The organism is Limnohabitans sp. 2KL-3 (assembly GCF_001269405.1).
Taxonomy (GTDB): Bacteria; Pseudomonadota; Gammaproteobacteria; order Burkholderiales; family Burkholderiaceae_C; genus Limnohabitans_A.
Window position 1 is genome coordinate 56536 of the sequence record NZ_CXON01000010.1, and the last position, 18978, is coordinate 75513.

20 protein-coding genes are annotated in these 18978 nt (G+C 60.8%); 12 read left to right on the plus strand and 8 right to left on the minus strand.

The genetic code is table 11. The annotated features are described in order from the left end of the window. The first annotated feature begins 18 nt into the window (after positions 1 to 18). The 5 genes from AMM41_RS13270 to AMM41_RS13290 all read left to right on the plus strand — a co-directional run bounded on the left by AMM41_RS13270 (position 19) and on the right by AMM41_RS13290 (position 3901). Positions 19 to 597: a chalcone isomerase family protein gene (locus AMM41_RS13270; RefSeq protein WP_228769273.1), complete on the plus strand. Its 579-nt coding sequence runs from the start codon at positions 19 to 21 to the stop codon at positions 595 to 597. After that, complete coding sequence (locus AMM41_RS13275; protein ID WP_089959320.1) at positions 594 to 1913, plus strand: MFS transporter; 1320 nt, start codon at positions 594 to 596, stop codon at positions 1911 to 1913. Before AMM41_RS13270 ends, AMM41_RS13275 begins: the two co-directional genes overlap by 4 nt. A gap of 33 nt (positions 1914 to 1946) precedes the next feature. Next, the gene (locus tag AMM41_RS13280; protein ID WP_228769274.1) at positions 1947 to 2543 is read left to right on the plus strand and encodes a DUF3833 domain-containing protein; all 597 of its coding nucleotides are present in this window, start codon (positions 1947 to 1949) and stop codon (positions 2541 to 2543) included. A 122-nt stretch (positions 2544 to 2665) separates the two neighbouring features. Beyond that, a complete protein-coding gene (locus AMM41_RS13285; RefSeq protein WP_089959557.1) occupies positions 2666 to 3436 on the plus strand; it encodes an SDR family NAD(P)-dependent oxidoreductase in 771 nt (256 codons plus the stop codon). A 30-nt stretch (positions 3437 to 3466) separates the two neighbouring features. Continuing rightward, complete coding sequence (locus AMM41_RS13290) at positions 3467 to 3901, plus strand: nuclear transport factor 2 family protein (RefSeq protein ID WP_089959324.1); 435 nt, start codon at positions 3467 to 3469, stop codon at positions 3899 to 3901. Positions 3902 to 3931: 30 nt separating this feature from the next. Here AMM41_RS13290 and AMM41_RS13295 read toward each other — a convergent pair whose 3' ends face one another. From AMM41_RS13295 to AMM41_RS13320, 6 genes are all read right to left on the minus strand, one after another. Beyond that, positions 3932 to 4621, minus strand: a complete 690-nt coding sequence (locus tag AMM41_RS13295; RefSeq protein ID WP_089959327.1) for a substrate-binding domain-containing protein — start codon at positions 4619 to 4621, stop codon at positions 3932 to 3934. Positions 4622 to 4630: 9 nt separating this feature from the next. Further along, on the minus strand, positions 4631 to 6928 hold the full coding sequence (locus AMM41_RS13300) for a xanthine dehydrogenase family protein molybdopterin-binding subunit (protein WP_089959331.1): 2298 nt from the start codon (positions 6926 to 6928) through the stop codon (positions 4631 to 4633). Further along, positions 6925 to 7410, minus strand: coding sequence for a (2Fe-2S)-binding protein (locus tag AMM41_RS13305; RefSeq protein ID WP_089959334.1), 486 nt, complete (start codon positions 7408 to 7410; stop codon positions 6925 to 6927). The genes AMM41_RS13300 and AMM41_RS13305 overlap by 4 nt, the downstream gene beginning before the upstream one ends. A 3-nt stretch (positions 7411 to 7413) precedes the next feature. Continuing rightward, positions 7414 to 8382, minus strand: coding sequence for a tripartite tricarboxylate transporter substrate binding protein (locus AMM41_RS13310; protein ID WP_089959341.1), 969 nt, complete (start codon positions 8380 to 8382; stop codon positions 7414 to 7416). Positions 8383 to 8446: 64 nt separating this feature from the next. Further along, complete coding sequence (locus AMM41_RS13315; RefSeq protein ID WP_089959344.1) at positions 8447 to 9421, minus strand: Bug family tripartite tricarboxylate transporter substrate binding protein; 975 nt, start codon at positions 9419 to 9421, stop codon at positions 8447 to 8449. A gap of 55 nt (positions 9422 to 9476) precedes the next feature. Further along, entirely contained in the window at positions 9477 to 10349 is an 873-nt protein-coding gene (locus AMM41_RS13320; protein ID WP_089959349.1) for a fumarylacetoacetate hydrolase family protein, read from the minus strand. A gap of 292 nt (positions 10350 to 10641) precedes the next feature. Between AMM41_RS13320 and AMM41_RS13325 the strand changes: the two genes are divergently transcribed. Beyond that, on the plus strand, positions 10642 to 11328 hold the full coding sequence (locus AMM41_RS13325) for a FadR/GntR family transcriptional regulator (RefSeq protein ID WP_228769275.1): 687 nt from the start codon (positions 10642 to 10644) through the stop codon (positions 11326 to 11328). 45 nt (positions 11329 to 11373) lie between these two features. Here AMM41_RS13325 and AMM41_RS13330 read toward each other — a convergent pair whose 3' ends face one another. Continuing rightward, positions 11374 to 11988, minus strand: coding sequence for a glutathione S-transferase family protein (locus AMM41_RS13330; protein ID WP_089959352.1), 615 nt, complete (start codon positions 11986 to 11988; stop codon positions 11374 to 11376). A 125-nt stretch (positions 11989 to 12113) separates the two neighbouring features. On the opposite strand from AMM41_RS13330, the gene purB reads away from it, so the two are divergent. Together purB and AMM41_RS13340 are read left to right on the plus strand one after the other, a co-directional pair. Then, a complete protein-coding gene (purB, locus tag AMM41_RS13335) occupies positions 12114 to 13514 on the plus strand; it encodes an adenylosuccinate lyase (RefSeq protein ID WP_089959570.1) in 1401 nt (466 codons plus the stop codon). Between the two features lie 109 nt (positions 13515 to 13623). Continuing rightward, positions 13624 to 14184 carry a YaeQ family protein gene (locus tag AMM41_RS13340; RefSeq protein WP_089959358.1) on the plus strand — a complete coding sequence of 187 codons (561 nt, stop codon included), beginning with the start codon at positions 13624 to 13626 and terminating at the stop codon, positions 14182 to 14184. A 71-nt stretch (positions 14185 to 14255) separates the two neighbouring features. Here the strand turns inward: AMM41_RS13340 and argC are convergent, their stop codons facing one another. Further along, the gene (gene argC / locus AMM41_RS13345; protein ID WP_089959363.1) at positions 14256 to 15179 is read right to left on the minus strand and encodes an N-acetyl-gamma-glutamyl-phosphate reductase; all 924 of its coding nucleotides are present in this window, start codon (positions 15177 to 15179) and stop codon (positions 14256 to 14258) included. Positions 15180 to 15369: 190 nt separating this feature from the next. Between argC and sucC the strand changes: the two genes are divergently transcribed. The 4 genes from sucC to AMM41_RS13365 all read left to right on the plus strand — a co-directional run bounded on the left by sucC (position 15370) and on the right by AMM41_RS13365 (position 18964). Beyond that, positions 15370 to 16530 carry an ADP-forming succinate--CoA ligase subunit beta gene (gene sucC / locus AMM41_RS13350; RefSeq protein WP_089959366.1) on the plus strand — a complete coding sequence of 387 codons (1161 nt, stop codon included), beginning with the start codon at positions 15370 to 15372 and terminating at the stop codon, positions 16528 to 16530. A gap of 53 nt (positions 16531 to 16583) precedes the next feature. After that, a complete protein-coding gene (sucD, locus tag AMM41_RS13355) occupies positions 16584 to 17480 on the plus strand; it encodes a succinate--CoA ligase subunit alpha (protein ID WP_089959371.1) in 897 nt (298 codons plus the stop codon). Between the two features lie 147 nt (positions 17481 to 17627). Then, a complete protein-coding gene (locus tag AMM41_RS13360; protein ID WP_089959573.1) occupies positions 17628 to 18338 on the plus strand; it encodes a TerC family protein in 711 nt (236 codons plus the stop codon). 143 nt (positions 18339 to 18481) lie between these two features. Further along, the gene (locus AMM41_RS13365) at positions 18482 to 18964 is read left to right on the plus strand and encodes a pilin (RefSeq protein ID WP_089959375.1); all 483 of its coding nucleotides are present in this window, start codon (positions 18482 to 18484) and stop codon (positions 18962 to 18964) included. The last annotated feature ends 14 nt before the right edge of the window (positions 18965 to 18978 follow it).

The window sequence follows — 18978 nt, forward strand, 5'->3', positions numbered from 1 at the left end:
ACAACACAAGGCCTCCGCTTGCGCCGTCGCACTTTGCAGGGCTGTTTGTGTCTGTTGCTGCCCGGTGTGTGGGTGGGCACTGCGCAATCGCAGGTCAGCAGCGTGGCCAGTCCCAACGCCGCTTACAGCCGCCCCGAAGTGGCCGCCCTCAAAGGGGTGGTGCCCACAGCACCGGTGCGTTTGCGGGTGTGGGGGTTCGAGGTGTACGACGCGCGATTGTGGACACCAGCCGGATTCCGACACGGACAAGCTTTGCAGTTTCCGTTTGCGCTGGAGTTGCAATACCTGCGCAAGCTCGAAGGCGCAGCCATTGCCAGCCGTTCGATTGACGAGATGCGCCGCGTCGGGAGCTTCAGCGATGCACAAGCGCAAACCTGGCTCGCGGCCATGCGCGAACTGTTTCCCAACGTTTCAGCGGGTGAACGCATCACGGGTGTGAATTTGCCGGGTGAAGGGGCCGAGTTTTGGGTCAATGGCCAACGCGTGGGCCTGGTGAAAGACCCGGCTTTTGCGCGTTTGTTTTTTGGCATATGGCTCGATGAACGCACGTCCGAGCCCAAGATGCGCAACCAGTTGCTGCAAGGTTTGTCGCCATGAGCGCTCCCTTGACTTTGGCACCGTCGGCCGCTTATGGTTTGCTGGGCTTGCCCTTGGCCTTTGTGGCCTTGCCGGTGTATGTGCATTTGCCCAATGTGTACGCCCAGCAATACGGCGTGACACTGGCGGCTTTGGGCGCGGTGCTCTTGCTCAGCCGCAGCGTGGATGCGGTGGTGGACCCGTGGCTTGGGCGTTGGGGCGACAGGCTGTACCGCCACTCTTGGCGGGCCGTGTGGCTGGCGGCGGTGGTTTTGGCCTTGGCCGTGGCGCTGGGCTTTGCAGCCTTGTTTTTCCCGCCCGCTGCGGCTTTGTCGCCCACGGGCTTGTTGGTGTGGGTGGGGGCTGCACTCACGCTCAGCCACCTGGCCTACAGCGGGCTGGGCATCTTGCACCAGGCCTGGGCCGCGCGGCAAGGCGGTGGCGGCATGGCGCAAAGCCGCTGGGTCGCTTGGCGCGAGGGCTTTGCGCTGGTGGGCGTGTTGCTGGCGTCGGCCCTGCCTGCGCTGTGGGGCTGGGGGCCGACCACGGCCTTGCTGGTGCTCATGCTGGCGCTGGGCTTGTTGGCTTGGCGGCGGGTGGCACGCAGTGCCTTGGCATCCACGCCTGAGGTGGTTCCCGGTCATGCGGTGGGCAGCCTTTGGCAGCCGTGGCAGCACGCGGGCTTTCGCCGCTTGTTGATGGTCTTCATGCTCAACGGCCTGGCCAGCGCCGTGCCCGCCACGCTGGTGCTGTTTTTTGTGCAAGACCTGCTGCAAGCGCCCAAGGCCATGGAGCCCTTGTTTCTGGGTTTGTATTTCGCTGCCGGAGCGCTGTCGTTTCCGCTGTGGCTCAAGGTGATCGACCGCATCGGCCTGCTGCGCACCTGGGCCACCGGCATGGCTTTGTCGGTCATGGCTTTTGTCAGCGTGGTCACGCTGGGCGCGGGCGATACGACGGGCTTTTTGCTGGTGTGTGCCCTGTCGGGCATGGCGCTGGGCGCGGATCTGACGGTGCCCGGTGCCCTCCTCAACCAATTGATTGACCACTGCGGCGAGCGGGGCCGCACAGACGGCGCGTTCATGGGCTGGTGGAATCTGGCCACCAAACTCAATCTGGCTTTGGCCGCTGGGCTGTCGCTGCCATTGCTCGGCCTGTGGGGTTATGCCCCGGGCCAGCAAGGTGCCGATGCCGTGCTGGCGCTGGGCCTCGCTTATGGCCTGCTGCCTTGTGTGCTCAAGCTTTTGGCCGGACTGGCTTTGTATGCGGGCCTGATGCGCCGCCCCGATTTGATCTCGGGGCCTGATGCGGTCCATCTTTCGGCCCACCCCTCGGCATGAAGCCGCTTTGAACTGACAACACGAGAGATTCTCATGCGCCAAACACAACCCGCCATGATCCACCGCCGCACAGCCTTGAGCCGCCTGGGCGCTTTGTCCATGGTCGCAGCGACGCCTTTTGTGGCCAGCTGCGCCGGGCCGCAGGTGCAAAGCTACGCGCAAGAAAAACCGCTGCTCGATTTGCGCACCTACTTCACCGGCACCATCGACGCCTGGGGCGTGTTCACCGACCGCAGTGGCCAGGTGGTCAAACGCTTCACCGTGGTCATGGACTGCAGCTGGAACGGTGACGAAGGCGTGCTGGACGAGGCCTTTGTCTACTCGGACGGCACCAAGCAGCGCCGCATCTGGAAGCTCAAGGCCGGACCGAACGGCAGCTACACCGGCCGCGCCGACGACGTGGTGGGCGAGGCTTCGGGCCAGGTCAGTGGCAACGCCTTTCGCTGGGGCTACACCCTGGCGTTGCCCGTGGATGGTCGGGTCTGGAACGTTGACTTTGACGACTGGATGTACCTGATGGACGACCGTGTCATGCTCAACAAGGCCACCATGAGCAAATGGGGCGTGAAGCTGGGCGAAGTGACCCTGTCCTTCACCCGCCGCACGCCTTTGGCGGCGAAGCCGGGTTGATGCGCATGAACAACGCACCATCCAGCGCGACCACACTGGCCGTTGAAGCGGTCGATGTGGCCACGCCCAAAGTGGGACCACAAACCACGGCCCCCGTCCCTCAGGCACCCGCCCGCAGCTGGCTGCAGCTGAACACCCCGATCACCGATTGGCAGGGCCGCCGGGTCTGGCTGGTCGGTGCATCCACCGGCATCGGCCTGGCCTGTGCGCAAGCGCTGCGCTCGGCGGGGGCGCAGGTGGTGGTGTCGGCCCGCAACCCCCAAGGTGTGCAAGACTGGGCCGCCCAAGATGCCGGCGTGCACTGGCGTGCGCTGGATGTGAGTGATGCGGGCCAAGTGCAGGCCACGGCTCGCGCCCTGCTGGCCGAAGGCCCGCTCGACATGGTCGTGTACGCAGCGGGTTACTACCGCGCCCAACGCGCCACGGCCATGGACCTGAACGACCTGCTGCAGCACGACAAGGTCAATTACCAAGGCGCTTTGCAGGTCATCAACGCGGTGCTGCCGGGCATGCTCGCCCAGCGCAGCGGGCACATCAGCTTGCTCAGCAGCGTGGCCGGTTGGCGCGGCCTGCCCAATGGCCTGGCCTATGGCCCGACCAAGGCGGCCCTGACCCATCTGGCCGAGACGCTCTACATGGACTTGCAAGACCAGGGCATCGGTGTGAGTGTGGTCAACCCCGGCTTTGTCGCCACGCCGCTGACGGCACAAAACCAGTTCACCATGCCCGCCCTGATCAGCCCCGAAGAGGCAGCCCGTGAGATGCTCAAGGGCTGGGCACAAGGCCAGTTCGACATCCACTTTCCCAAGCGTTTCACGCTCTGGCTCAAGTTGCTCAGATTGCTGCCTTACCGCTTGTATTTTCCGCTGGTGCGCCGATTCACCGGTTTGTGAAGCACGCCCACACCCCGATTGAAAGCCCTCATGAACACCCGCCAAGCCACCGAAAAATTGGCCACCTTTTTTGAAGCCCTGTCGCCGCAAAGCGTGTCGCAGTTGCATACCTTGTACGACGCGCAAGCCCGCTTCAAAGACCCGTTCAACGAGGTGCAGGGTTTGCCCGAGATCGAGCGGATTTTCAGGCACATGTACGTGGCGCTGGACCAGCCGCACTTTGTGGTGACCGGCCAGGTGGTGGATGGCACACAGGCCTTCTTGACTTGGGAATTTCGCTTTCGTTTCAAGCGGTTTGACACCACCACGCTGCAAGCCGTTCGGGGCACCAGCCACCTGCTGTTCAACGACCAAGGTCTGGTGACCCTGCACCGTGACTACTGGGATGCCGCCGAAGAGTTGTACGAAAAGTTGCCCGTTGTGGGGGCCTTCATGCGCTGGCTCAAAAAACGCGCCAACACCTGAGCGCTGCACCGCAGGTGTTGGCCGCTCGTTTTAGAACTCAAATCCGCCTTGTCTGCGCACCGCTTCAGAGGCGCTGCCGCTCAATAAATCGGCCAGCATTTGCGCTTGTTGCGGCTTGTTGGAGGCCGTGCAAATGCCCAGCGTGTAGTCCGTACTCAACTCAAATTCGGCCGGCAGCACATCGACCAGGTCCACGCCTTCGGTGTAGTTGATTTCGGTCACTTGTGTGCAGCCGATCAAGCCGCTTTCTGTGCTTTTGGCCATTTCGCCCATGGCCGTGGCCCCATTGGGAAACACGCGAAATTGGTTGCGCAGGGTTTCATCGAGTCCCAAGGCCTTGAGCACGTTCATGAAATGGATGCCCGCCGTGGCTTTGTCGGGGTCCGGAAAGTAAATGCCCTTGGCCGCGCTCATGGCCGCATGCAGCTCAGCGCGGGTGCGCACGGGCGGATGCGTCGTGCCAGTGCGCACGGCCACACCGGTTTTGACCCGGCCCAGCGAGCGTGCGCTGCCGGCCACCACATGCCCTGAGGCCATCAGTTGCTCGATCAGGGGTTGGGTCAGGATGATCACATCGCAGGGCGCACCGCTGAGCAGTTTGTCGCGCATCATGCCCACGGCGCTGAAGGTGCCCTCGATGCGGCTGCCGGTGCGGGTCTCAAATTCCGCCTGTACGCCCTGGACCACGGCTGCGGCCGCGCCGCCACTCAATACATGCATGTTGTTCTCTCAGTTGAAGGATGGGTTGAAGGGGGCGCGTGCTTCATCGGAGTCGATGGCACGCATCAAGTTTTCAGGGGTGAAGGGCATGTTGCGCACACGCAGGCCAATGGCATCAAAAATGGCGTTGGCGATGGCCGCGCAGGTGGGTCCGGCGCTGCATTCGCCTGCGCCCAAGGAGGCATGGTCTGCGCCGGGCATCAAGTGCACGGACACCTTGGGCATGTCGCTGAATTTCAAGATGGGGTAGTTGGCCCAGTCGTTCGAGGTGATGCCTTGTGGGCTCAGTTGCGCCGCCTCGCACAGCGCCCAACTGGCCGCTTGCAGGGCACCGCCTTCGAGCTGGTTGATGGTCCCGTCGGCGTCCACCACATGCCCCACATCGGCGGCGATCCAGAGTTGTTGGAGTTTGACTTTGTCGGCCACCACCAACTCCACCACCACCGCGCAAAACGCCCCGGTGCTTTTGTAACGCGCATAGGCCAAGCCTCGGCCCCAGCCTTCGGGCCGGTCGGGTGATGGCTGGGGGGAAAGGCCGCTGGAGCCTGGCAGGGGCCAGCCGGCCATGTCGGCCACTTGTTGCAGCACCGCCCTGGCCCGCGCGTGCTGCTCGCCCTGCAGGTGTGCCAAACGGTAGGTCAGGGGGTCTTGCGACAGGCCATGGGCCAACTCGTCCATCACCGACTCGGCGGCCAGCACATTGACCGGTGCCCCCAAGGCGCGCATGGCCGAGACGCGAAAGGGCATGTTCAGCACGCGGTGGTTGATGACTTTGAGCGCGGGAACGTCGTAAGGCGCCTGGGCGTTGCGCTCAGACCCGCCACCCACCGCCATCGCGGCATTGACCGCCAGCATGATGGGGGCGGGGTGGGCGGTTTGCCAGGCCCCCAGCAAGGCCGGTGTTTGGCCTCGGCCGGGCCGAGTGCCATGGCCTTGGCCCCACACGGTTTGGGTCCATTCGAGCAACTGCCCTTCTTGGGTCACCGCCGCGTCAATGCGCACCGCCATGGCCGGGGCCAGAGGCGCGTGGCCCAATTCGGCTTGCCGCGTCCATTGCACCCGCACAGGGCGGCCGGGCACCTGCCGGGCCAGCCATGCGGCATCCCAGGCCACGTCGTCAGCGCCGTTGTGCCCATAGCAACCGGCCCCCTCAACGTGCGAGACCTGCACCTGGGTGGCGGGCACATCAAAGGCCAGCGCCAAGTCGCGCCGCAGGTTGTAAATGCCTTGGCTGTGGCTCCAGACCTCCAAATGGGGGGCAGACGGCTGACCGGTCCATTGCGCCAAAGCGCAGCACAGGCCAATCGACGCGTGTTGCACAAACGGCCTTTGAAATTCGGCGCTGATGCGCTGGTGAACAGTGCCTTCTGTGGGGGCCGAGGTATCGGCCACCACCGTGGTGTCCAGTGGCTGCGTTTTGAGCCAGTGGGGCAAGTCCAGCGGGTCGGGCACTTGCACGGCGCAACGCCAAAACTGCCCCTGCTCGGCACCGGCTTCAATGTGCTGGGCCATTTCGCCCAAGACCCGCTCGCTCTCGGTCAACACGCCCAACAACACACCGTCGCGCACCACCTGCAACACGCCGGACATGGCCATCAGTCGCGTGGCCAAAGCCTGCATGTCGTGCTCGATCACTTCAGCGCTCAGGGTGCCGGGGCGAAACACCATGCCGTGGCACATGGGGTGCGACACGCCCGGCATGACGCGGTCGTGGATGTACTCAAACTCGCCAAACACTTTGGCCGCCACATCGGGGCGCAAGACGATGGGCTTGGGTTCGGCGGCCTGGGGATGGCGGTCCAGTGCGGCATGTGTGGCTTGTGCGTGAGCCGGCTCAATCACGCTGTCCCACATCGCAGCATGGGACAGCGATGCATAAGACGCTTGCAGCGCTGCATGGTCCCGGTCATTGGCCAGGTCATTGGCCAGGTGAGCCGGTGCGTGAAACTGCCCGCCTTCGCAGCGCACGTCTTGCAGCGTCACCCCCAAGCCTGCCAGGCGCTCGGCCATGGCCTGCCTGCAGGCTTCGCGCCAATGCGCTGCTGCGCAGCGCAGTGCGCTGCCCGAGTGCTGCACCGACAAGCTGCCCGAGGTCACGGCTTCATCGGGACTGAACAAGGTGCTGGCGGGCACCATGTCAATCTGCTCGGCGGGCCATCGCAACTCTTCGGCCACGATCAAGCGCAGTGCGTGCGAGATGCCTTGACCCAAATCGACCTTGCCCGAAAACGCCTGCACCCGCCCCTCTGGCGTCAAGGCCAACCAGTGGCGCAGCAGCGGCTGGGCTTTGAGCGACTCGGGCGTCATGGCGTGGCCAGCCGTGCGGCGGCTTTTTCAATGGCCCGCACCACCCGGTTGTGTGCACCGCAGCGGCACAAATGCCCGTCGATGGCCTGCACAATGTCTTGTCGCGAGGGTTGGGGCTGGCGTTGCAGCAAGGCGGCGGCCGACATCAAAATGCCGCTGGTGCAAAACCCGCACTGCATGGCCTGCTCTTCAATGAAGGCGGTTTGCAGGGCGTGCGGGGCAGACCGTTGCCCCAAGCCTTCCACGGTGGTCACGCTTTTGCCTTCGATGGCCCAAACGGGCGTCTCGCAAGCGGCCACAGCATGGCCGTCCAGCATGACACGACAAGCACCGCACTGCCCTTGCCCACAGCCCATGCGCGTGGCTTTGAGCTGCAAGGTGTTGCGCAAAAGGTCCAGCAGGCTTTGCCCGCTTTGGCTGGGCACGGACACAGGGTGTCCGTTCAGCTGAAAAGTGACTTCTTGGGTCACGACTTGCGTCATGGCTCAGTCCGGCTTGGCGCCCGAGACCTTGACGATGTTGGCCCACTTGGCGATGTCGGCGTTGAGGTACTGTTCAAACTCGGGCACGTTCATTGACATGGGCACGGCACCTTGTTTGGCCCAGGCGGCCTTCACATCCGGGTTGTTCACGATCTTGCGCACTTCCGCATTGAGTTTGTTCACCACCTCGGCAGGGGTGCCTTTGGGTGCCATCAGGCCCAGCCAAATGGTGGCTTCAAACTTGGGCACGGTTTCGGCCACGGTGGGCAGGTCTTGCAAGTTGGCCGAGCGGGCCAGGCCCGTGCCCGCCAAGGCACGCACCTTGTTGTCGCGTGACATGGCGGCCATGGTGGTTTCCGCGTCAAACATCACGTCCACTTGCCCACCCACGATGTCGGTGCGTGCGCCCGAGCTGCCTTTGTAGGGCACATGCGTCATGTCGATGCCGGCCATGAATTTGAACAATTCACCGGCCATGTGGTAAGGCGTGCCGTTGCCCGATGAGGCGTAGTTCAGTTTGCCGGGTTTGGATTTGGCCAGCGCCACCAGTTCGCCCACGGTCTTGACGGGCACGGAGGGGTGCACCACCAGCAGCAGGTTGGAATAGTTGACGGGTGCGATGCCCACAAAGTCTTTCATCAGGCCAAAGGGTTTGGTCGGAATCAAGGACTCGTTCACGGTGTGCGTGTTCGACATCATGAGCAAGGTGTAGCCGTCTGCAGGTGATTTGGCCACCAGATCGGTGCCGATGATGGAGCCCGCGCCCGGCTTGTTGTCGATGACAAAAGACTGCTTGAGCTCTTCGCCCAAGCGCTGCGCCATGAAACGGGCGTAGTTGTCGGCAGGCCCGCCTGCGGCAAAAGGCACCACGATTTTCACGGGGCGGTTCGGGTAGCTTTGGGCTTGGGCCAGGCCCGAAGCCAGGGCCAGCGTCAAAGCGGTGAATTTCAGGGTGCGGCTCAAGTTCAGCATGTTGTGTCTCCGAGGGGGTGAAAGGTGGGGCGGTGGGCAGGCACAGGGCCGGGTGGTCCCTGGATCAATCGACTTTGCCGATCCGGGTGACGAGGGCGCTCATGGCTTTGGCATCGTTTTGCACAAAACGCTCAAAGTCAGGGGCGTCTTGGTACATGAACGAGGTGCCTGAAGCCGTTAAGGCAGCCACCGCGCGGGGGTCTTGTGCGGCGAATTTGGCCGCTTGACGCAGGCTGTCGACCACGGCAGCCGGTGTGTCGGCTGGCACAAACATGCCCGACCATTGCGAGTACTGAATCGGCACGCCCAGCTCTTTGAAGCTGGGCACTTCGGGCATGCTGGCCAAGCGGCCTTCACCCCAATGCGCCAAGGCACGCAAGCGGCCCGAAGCGATGTGTTGCTTCACGCTGGCGGGGCCGGTGGACAAAGCTTCGATTTGACCGCTGAGCAAAGACAAGACCGCAGGTCCCGCGCCGGTGTAGGGCACATGCAGCATGAAGGTCGAGGTGGCGGCTTTGAGTTGCTCCATGGGCACATGCATGGTGCCGTAGTTGCCAGATGAGCCAAACGATATTTTTCCGGGGTTGGACTTCACGTAGGCCATGAATTCGGCATACGTTTTCCAGGGGCTGTCAGAGCGCACCACCAGCACGGTGGGGTCGGCGGTGAATCGCGCGATGGCTTTGAGTTGATTGACCTGAAACATCGGGGGGCGCTGCAAGATCTTGTCGGCCTCGGGCAAGACGACCAGCGATGACAGGGACATCAAGACGGTGTAGCCATCGGCCTTGGACTTGGCCACTTGGGCCATGCCAATGCCCCCGCCCGCACCGCCCTTGTTTTCGACCACGATGCTTTGCTTGAGGTGACGCGACATGGCTTCGGCCACTGGGCGTCCCACCGTGTCGGCCACACCGCCCGGCGGGAAGGGCACCACCATCGTGATGGGTTTGGTGGGAAAGCTTTGTGCACCAGCGCTCATGCCGGCGCAAACCAAAGCAGCGCTCAAGACGATCCGGATCCACGGACGATTTTTCATGACTTGTCTCCTCTTGTGGGGCAGGTCAGGGCTGCACCCTGCCTGTTTTGGTGGCTTAAACGAAGCGGTTTTCGATTTGGCCGACGCCATCGATCTCGACGCGGATCACATCGCCTTTGGCGATGTAGCGGGGCGGGTTCAGGCCCATGCCCACACCGGCAGGCGTGCCGGTGGCGATGATGTCGCCAGGGTATAGCGTGATGCCGCGCGAAATGGTTTCGATCAGCGTGGGGATGTCGAAAATCATGTTTTCGGTGGGGCCGTCCTGGCGCAACTCGCCGTTGACCCAGCAGCGCACGCGGGTTTTGCGCCCGTCGATTTCGTCGGCGGTGACGATCCAGGGACCCATGGGGCAAAAGGTGTCAAAGGACTTGCCCATGTCCCATTGCTGGTGGCGCATCTGCACGTCGCGGGCGGTCACGTCGTTGACCACGGTGTAGCCAAACACATGCTGCATGGCATCGGCCTGGCTGATGTTTTTGCCGCCTTGGCCAATGATCACGGCCAGCTCGGCTTCGTAATCGATTTGCTCAGACACGGCCGCGCCGGGCAGTTGCACATCGTCGGTCGGGCCGACCACGCACTCGGGCACTTTGGTGAACACAATGGGCCAGGCCTTGGTGTCGGTGTTGCTGTCCTTGAAGACCGAGGCCTGCAGTTCTTTGGCGTGCGCATGGTAGTTGCGGCCCACGCACCACACGTTGCGGCGCGGCACAGGCAGGGGGGATTCGAGTTTGACCGAGGACACGGCCAGCGCATCACCGCTCAAAGCGGGCAAAGGCTGACCGGCCACCAAGGCGTCGATCAGCACCTGCGCACCGTGATGGGCTTGGGTGTCAGACAGCACGAAAGGCGTGACTTGCAGGCCGTCAGCCGAGACCTGACCGACGTGGCGTTTTCCGTTGAATGCAAAAGTGGCGATGCGCAAAATATTCTCCAGGGGACCGGACGATTGAGTGCCGGGAGTCAATGAAATGGGTGGAAGGGTTCAACCAATCTGGACCATCATAAAGAAAATTACCGGTCAGTCATGATAAAAACCGGGTCATCTTCATCAGGGTTTTTACGGGGTTTGTCCATTTCATGGCCAAAAATGAAGCCGTATCGTTGTTTTTTCTGGGGTTCAGGTCACTTCAAGTGGGCAGTTGGGTGTTTTTGCGCCGTTCCCAATCGGGATGTCAATTGGTATGATTTGGTTTTTTATGGCCCATGAGATTGCCGTGGATTCTTCTTTCCTCTTTCGTGTCACTTTGTTGGATCAGCTGCACAGTGGCCGCTGGCAAGTGGGAGAACGTTTGCCCGCCGAACGTGAGTGGTGCGAGCAACACCAGATCAGCCGAAGCACGGTGCGCAAGGTGCTGGCCGAGTTGAAGGACCAAGGCTTGATTGTGCAAACAGTGGGCAGCGGCACCTTTGTCACCGACAAAGCGGGGCGGGCCAATGTTCCTCACAAGTCCAGTGGTGTGGGCACCCCGGACGCTGTTTGGCAAACCAGCCCTGCAGAACTCATGGAGGCCCGCATGGCCCTGGAGCCTGCGATCATCGAGATGGTCATTGGCAACGCCACACCCGCCGATTTTGAGCAAATGGCCCAATGTTGTGACCGCGCCGAAGCGGCCACCAGCGTCGAGGAATTTGAGGTGTGGGATGGCCTGTTTCACGAGGTCATCGCGCGTTCTGCGCACAACGACTTTGTGGCCCGGCTGTTCAAGTTGATGAACCAGGCCCGTGCCCAAGGCGAGTGGGGCATGCTGAAAAAACGCAGCCTCACCCCGGAACGACGCTTGGCTTACCAGTCAGAGCACCGCGCCTTGCTGCAAGCGCTCAAGGCACGCGACCCGGTCTTGGCCAAAACCTTGGCCACCACACATTTGGTTCATGTGCGGCGCAACTTGTTGAATTACTGAAACGCCATGAGCGCTGCCCCATGGCGGTGGCTTCAGGGCTTGGCCTCAGTGGGGCAAGCTGTCGATGAAACTTTGGCGCTGTGACAGTTTGTCGTAGAGTTTGTGCAAATTGGGGTAAGGCGTGCGCCAGTCAATTTGCGGAAAACGAAAATCCAGATAGCCCACGGCGCAACCCACGGCAATGTCGGACAAGCTCAGGTGAATGCCAGAACAAAAGGGCTTGTCGCCCAAACCGGTGCTCATGGCCCGCAAGGCGTGCTGGATCTTGTCCAATTGCCGGTCAATCCAGGCTTGGCTGCGTTCGCTGTCTTCGCGTCCCGTCCAGACCGCTTCCATGCGGGCCAACAAGGCCGCATCGAGCAAGCCATCGCCCAGTGCTTCCCATGTTTTGACTTCTGCGCGTTCGCGTCCGGCAGAAGGGATCAACTTGCCCACGGGTGACAAAGTGTCCAGGTACTCCACGATCACCCGCGAATCAAACACGGCTTCGCCCCCCTCCATGATCAGGCAGGGCACTTTGCCCAAGGGGTTGGATTGGTGGATGGTGGTTTGAGCCGACCACACATCTTCGGTCACATGTTGGTAGTCCAGCTTTTTCTCGGCCATGACGATGCGTACCTTGCGAACATAAGGACTTGTAACAGAGCCGATGAGTTTCATATCAAAAAGGATAAAGGACCAAAAAAACAGAACTTGGATTCTAGGGGATGAGTGGCTTCGTTGTATGTCGCCTTCCCCAATTGGGTGGATCGAGGGGCGCAATGGCTGGGAATTACAATCACCTGATGAATTTCACCCCTATTTCTGCCTTGTCGCCGCTGGATGGCCGTTACGCCAGCAAACTCAATGCCTTGCGCCCACTCATGAGTGAGCAAGGCTATATTCACCGTCGGGTGCAGGTCGAAATTGCTTGGTTCATTGCCTTGTCTGATGCCGGTTTTTCTGAGTTCAAGCCATTGACCCCCGGTGCACGCAGTTATTTGACGGGTTTGGTCAAAAACTTCAGCGAAACGGACGCCGTGGCCATCAAAGAATTCGAAAAGACCACCAACCATGACGTGAAGGCCGTCGAGTACTGGATCAAGTCCAAGTTCAAGGACCGCCCGGAACTTGAAAAATCTTCTGAATTCGTGCACTTTGCCTGCACCAGTGAAGACATCAACAACACCAGCCACGCCCTGCAACTCAAAGGCGCTCGCGCCCAAGTGATCTTGCCTGGCCTGGACGGCCTGATTGCCAAGCTGCGTGAGATGGCGCACACCTTTGCCGAAGTGCCCATGCTCAGCCGCACCCACGGCCAGACCGCCAGCCCCACCACGGTGGGCAAGGAAATGGCCAACGTGGTCATGCGCCTGAACAGCTGCCGCGAAAAAATCGCAGCGGTCAAACTCATGGGCAAGATGAATGGTGCGGTGGGCAACTACAACGCCCACCTGTCGGCTTGGCCTGACTTTGACTGGGAAGCCTTTGCCCGCCAAGTGGTCGAGACGCCCGAGTTGAGCGAGACCCAAAGCAGCCAATGGGGCCTGGGCCTGGCGTTTCAGCCCTACAGCATCCAGATCGAGCCGCACGACTACATGGCCGAGTTGTTCGACGCTGTGGCCCGCACCAACACCATCTTGATCGACCTGTCGCGCGACATCTGGGGTTATGTGAGCCTGGGCTACTTTAAGCAACGCCTCAAGGCCGGTGAAATTGGTTCTTCCACCATGCCGCACAAGGTCAACCCGATTGACTTTGAAAACGCAGAAGGCAACCTGGGTCTGGCCAACGCCGTGCTCAAGCACCTGAGCGAGAAGCTGCCGATCAGCCGCTGGCAGCGCGACCTGACCGATTCGACCGTGCTGCGCAACATGGGCGTGGGCCTGGGCTACACCGCACTGGCCTATGCCTCGCTCATGACGGGCCTGAACAAACTCGAATTGAACGAAGAGGCGCTGGCCGCCGACCTGGATGCGGCCTGGGAGGTGCTGGCTGAACCCATTCAGACTGTGATGCGTCGTTATGGCGTGCAGGGTGCTTATGAAAAGCTCAAGGAAGTCACGCGCGGCAAAACGGTCAGCGCCGGAGACCTGCACGGCTTGATTCAGGGTTTGGAGATCCCGCAAGCCGACAAGGACCGCTTGCTGGCCATGACACCGGGCAGCTATGTGGGCAAGGCCGCCGAGTTGGCACGCCGGGTCTGACTTTTTCGGCATATTCCTGTGGGAGCGGCGCCCTCGCCGCCAAGGTTTTCCACGGCAGTTTGCACAGCATTGATCGCGGCGAGGGCGCCGCTCCCACACAGCAAACTGCATGGCCCTCAAATCCACCATCTACAAAGCGAACCTGTCGATCGCCGACATCGACCACAGCTATTACGAAGACCACCAGCTCACGCTGGCGCGGCATCCCAGCGAAACCGACGAGCGCATGATGATCCGCCTGCTGGCGCTGGCCATCAACGCTTACAAGCTGCAAGCCGTGTGCAATGGTGATGGCAAGCTGGCCTTTGGTGCAGGCCTGTCCGACCCGGATGACCCGGACTGCAGCCTGCGCGACTTCACGGGCCAAACACGCATGTGGATCGAAGTCGGCCAGCCCGAAGACAAGCCCATCATGAAAGCCTGTCAGAAGGCCGACGAGGTGTTGTTGTATTGCTTCAACCACGCGGCCGAAATTTGGTGGAAAGGCATCGAGACCAAGCTCACCCGTTTGGACAAACTGCAAGTCTGGCGTGTGCCCACTGAGCGTTCACAAGAGCTGGCCCAACTGGCCGAACGCAGCATGCAGCTTCAGGCCACGGTGCAAGAAGGCAGCGTGACCTTCAGCAGCGACAAGGGCAGCGTGCACATTGAGCTGAGCCGCTGGAAGTGAACAAGACTTGGCCCCGCTGAAGGGGCCAAATCAGCCATGGCCTTGGCAGCCATGGACAAAGCGCAAGCTGTTTACAAGCCCAGCATCAATTCGATGTTTTGCACCGCTGCGCCGCTGGCACCTTTGCCCAGATTGTCCAGGCGGGCAATCACCACGGCGTGGCGGGCGTCTTCGTTGGCAAACACCCGAATTTCCAGCTGATTGGTGTTGTTCAGCGCCGTGGCGTCGAGCTTGGCGTCTTCCGTGGCAGGCAGCACGCTGACCCAAGCGCCTGTGGTTTGGCTGGCGGCGTAATGGGCATGCAAAGCCTCGTGCAAATCAGCGCCTGTCGGTTGGCCGGGCAAGGCGTCCAGATGCAGTGGCAACTGCACCAACATGCCTTGACGGAAGTTGCCCACGGCAGGCACAAACAAGGGGCGGCAGGTCAAGCCGGTGTAACGCATGATCTCGGGAATGTGCTTGTGCTTGAGGCCCAAAGCGTAGGCTTCATGCAAAGGGGCCCGGCCGGCTTCGAAGTCTTCGATCATGGTGCGGCCACCACCGGAGTAACCACTCACTGAAGGCAAACACACCGCAAAGTCTGGGGGCACCAGGCCTGCATCGACCAAAGGCCGCAAGATGGCAATGGCACCAGTGGCGTAGCAACCTGGGTTGGACACGCGTTGCGCCTCGCGCACGGCGCTGGCTTGCTGGGCCGACAGTTCGGGAAATCCGTAGACCCAGTCCGGGTGGCAGCGGTAGGCCGTGGAGGCGTCCACAATTTTGGGTTGACGTCCTGGCAAGGCATCGATCATGGCGACCGATTCCTTTGATGCTTCGTCGTGCAAACACAGCACCACCAGGTCGGCGGCAGCCATCAGCTCCCGCTTGGCTTCGGGATCTTTGCGGCGGGCGGGGTCAATGCTCAAGACCTCGATTTGAGGCATGAGCGCCAGACGCTCGCGGATTTGCAAACCAGTGGTGCCGGCTTCGCCATCGATGAATATTTTGGCCATGGGACTTGCTTTCACAAAAATTCAAACTCTCAACGTCATGTCAATGTAAGACGCGAGGCTCAGGATTGGTGCATTGCAGCATGATACAGTCGCACGCTGCAGTGTCCAGAGCCTGCTGACGCGCCCGGCCAAAATTCGGGCTGCCTGGCAGACCGGTCGAAAATTACCACCCCCTCTGAGAGAAGACCTCATGAAGATTCACGAGTACCAAGGCAAGGAAATCTTGCGTCAATTCGGCGTGCCAGTCCCCCGTGGCATCCCGGCATTCACCGTTCAAGAGGCTGTTGAAGCCGCTCAAAAACTGGGCGGCCCCGTGTGGGTGGTCAAAGCCCAGATCCACGCCGGTGGCCGTGGCAAGGGCGGCGGCGTCAAAGTGGCCAAGACCATTGAAGACGTCAAGCGCATCGCTGGCGAGATCCTGGGCATGCAGCTCAAGACCCACCAGACTGGCCCCGAAGGCCAAAAAGTCCGACGCCTCTACATCGAAGACGGCGCTGACATCCACAAAGAATATTACGTGTCAGTCGTGACTGACCGTGCAACTCAAAAGATTGCTTTCATCGCTTCCAGCGAAGGCGGCATGGACATTGAAGAAGTTGCCCACAGCACCCCAGAAAAAATCATCACCGAGTTTATCGACCCGTTGACTGGTTTGGGCGATGCACAAGCCAAGAAGATCGCAGATGCCATCGGCATGCCAGCAGACTCCACCGCCCAAGCCGTGGACATCTTCAAAAAGCTGTACCAGTGCTACATGGAAACCGACGCTTCGTTGGTGGAAATCAACCCCCTGAACCGCGACAGCAAAGGCAATGTGATGGCCCTGGACGCGAAGTTCAACTTCGACGCCAACGCCCTCTTCCGTCACCCCGAAATCGTGGCCTTCCGCGATTTGGACGAAGAAGATCCTGCTGAAGTGGAAGCTTCCAAGTTCGACTTGGCCTACATCAGCCTGGACGGCAACATCGGTTGCCTGGTCAACGGTGCTGGCTTGGCCATGGCCACCATGGACACCATCAAGTTGTTCGGCGGCGAGCCCGCCAACTTCCTGGACGTGGGCGGCGGCGCTACAGCCGAAAAAGTGACTGAAGCCTTCAAGATCATGCTGGCCAACAAGAATGTCAAAGGCATTCTGGTCAACATCTTCGGCGGCATCATGAAGTGCGACACCATCGCCACCGGCGTGATCACCGCTTGCAAGGCCGTGAACCTGTCCGTGCCATTGGTCGTGCGCATGAAGGGCACCAACGACGAGCTGGGCAAGAAGATGCTGGCCGAATCCGGTCTGCCGATCATCTCTGCCGACACCATGGCCGAAGCCGCGACAGCCATCGTCGCAGCCGTTAAGTAATGACTTTGCAGGACGGTTCGATCAGCGCCGTCCGCAACTGATTAGGAACAAACATGTCCATCTACATCAACAAAGACACCAAAGTCATCACCCAAGGCATCACCGGCAAGACCGGTCAGTTCCACACTGAGAAGTGCCAGGAATACGCGAACGGCAAAAACTGCTTCGTCGCGGGCGTGAACCCCAAGAAGGCTGGCGAGTCCATCTTCAACATCCCAATTTACGCCTCGGTCAAAGAAGCTGCTCAAAACACGGGCGCGACCGTGTCCGTGATCTACGTGCCCCCAGCCGGTGCAGCCGCTGCCATTTGGGAAGCTGTGGAAGCCGACCTCGATTTGGCGATTTGCATCACAGAAGGCATTCCAGTCCGTGACATGCTCGAAGTGCGCAACAAGATGAAGGCCAAAGAAGCCGCTGGTGGCAAGCGCACCTTGCTGCTGGGCCCCAACTGCCCCGGCTTGATCACGCCCGACGAAATCAAGATCGGCATCATGCCCGGTCACATCCACCGCAAAGGCCGCATCGGCGTGGTGTCCCGTTCGGGCACTTTGACCTATGAAGCCGTGGCGATGTTGACCGAAGTGGGCCTGGGCCAATCCAGCGCCGTCGGTATCGGTGGCGACCCGATCAACGGTTTGAAGCACATCGACGTGATGAAGGCTTTCAACGACGATCCAGACACCGACGCCGTCATCATGATCGGTGAAATCGGCGGTCCAGACGAAGCCGAAGCCGCTCAGTGGTGCAAAGCCAACATGAAAAAGCCCGTGGTGGGCTTCATCGCCGGTGTGACTGCCCCTCCCGGCAAGCGCATGGGCCACGCAGGTGCCCTGATCTCTGGCGGTGCCGATACGGCCGATGCCAAACTGGCCATCATGGAAGAGTGTGGCTTCATCGTCACACGCAACCCGTCTGAACTGGGCAAACTGCTCAAAGCTCAGCTGAAGTAATCAGCGCATTCGCGCAGGCGACAAGACCCAGCTCCTCAAGGGGCTGTGGTTTGCCACAATAGAATAGCCGGGTTTTCCGAGGGAAAATCCGGCTTTCTTTTTGCAAATCGAATATTAGTGCCCGCCTTGCCGGGTGAAAGGAACACTGTGGAAGAATTTCTGACCCCTACCTTTTGGTTTGCCGTCGGGCAGATCATCATGATCGACATTCTGCTGGGTGGCGACAACGCTGTGGTGATCGCGCTGGCTTGCCGCCAATTGCCAGATCACCAGCGCACCAAAGGCATCATGTGGGGTACAGCCGGTGCCATCGTGCTGCGCGTGATCCTGATCTTTTTTGCGCTCACCTTGCTGGCCATTCCTTTCCTCAAGTTTGTGGGGGCACTCTTGCTCATCTGGATTGGTGTGAAACTGCTCACCCCCGATGAAGAAGACGACCACAGCAACATCCAGGGCAGCGACAAGCTCTGGGGCGCGGTCAAAACCGTGATCATTGCCGACTTGGTCATGAGCGTGGACAACGTGATCGCCATCGCCGGTGCCGCTCAGACTTCGGGCAACGCCGACCACCAGATGCCTTTGGTCATCTTTGGCTTGCTGGTCAGCATCCCGATCATTGTCTGGGGCAGCCAGTTGGTGCTCAAGTTGATGGACCGTTTCCCGATCATCATCACCGCTGGCGGTATGCTGCTGGGCTGGATTGCCGGCACCATGATCCAGACCGATCCCGGTCTGGTGGCTTACCTGCCGCAAGACAAATCCTGGGGTTACGGCTTGGGCATTGCTGGCGCTTTGCTGGTGTTGGCTTTGGGCAAATTCATCATGGCCCGCCGCGCAGCCCCGAACAACGCGGCTTAAACCTGATGCGCCTGTGCAGCCCCAAGTCGTTTGGCGACTTGGGGCTGTTGTTCGTTGGTGACTTCAAAATACCCATCACCCACACTGGAGTTTGAGGGGGGGATGATTTACCATGGTTGTTCATTCACCAGGGAGCAAATGCCATGCAAAAAAGGCAACAGGGTTTGACATTGATCGAGCTGATGATCGTGATTGCGATCATTGGTATCTTGGGGGCCTTGGCCCTGCCGGCCTATCAGGACTACACCATTCGGGCCAAGGTTTCTGAAATGCTGCTGGCGGCCAATGGCTGCAAGACCTCGGTCAGCGAAGCGATCAGCTCGGCCTCTGAGGCCAATGTGGCGGCCAGTCTGCCCAAAGTTTGCGAAACCCAGACCAGCAAATACGTCACCAGCATCGCGGCCGATGCCAATGGTGTGATCACGGTGGTGGGCAACCACGAGGCCTTGCGGGGCAACACCAGCGCATCGGCCAACAGCATCAGCTTGACCCCTTTGCAAACCGGTGACACCGCCATCAATGGCAGCACCGACGGTGGCAAACCCATCGCCAGCTGGCGTTGTGGTCCTGCAAGCAGCAACGGCTTGCCGGTCAAGTACCTGCCCGCCTCGTGCAAGGCCTCTTGAATCCTGAATTCACG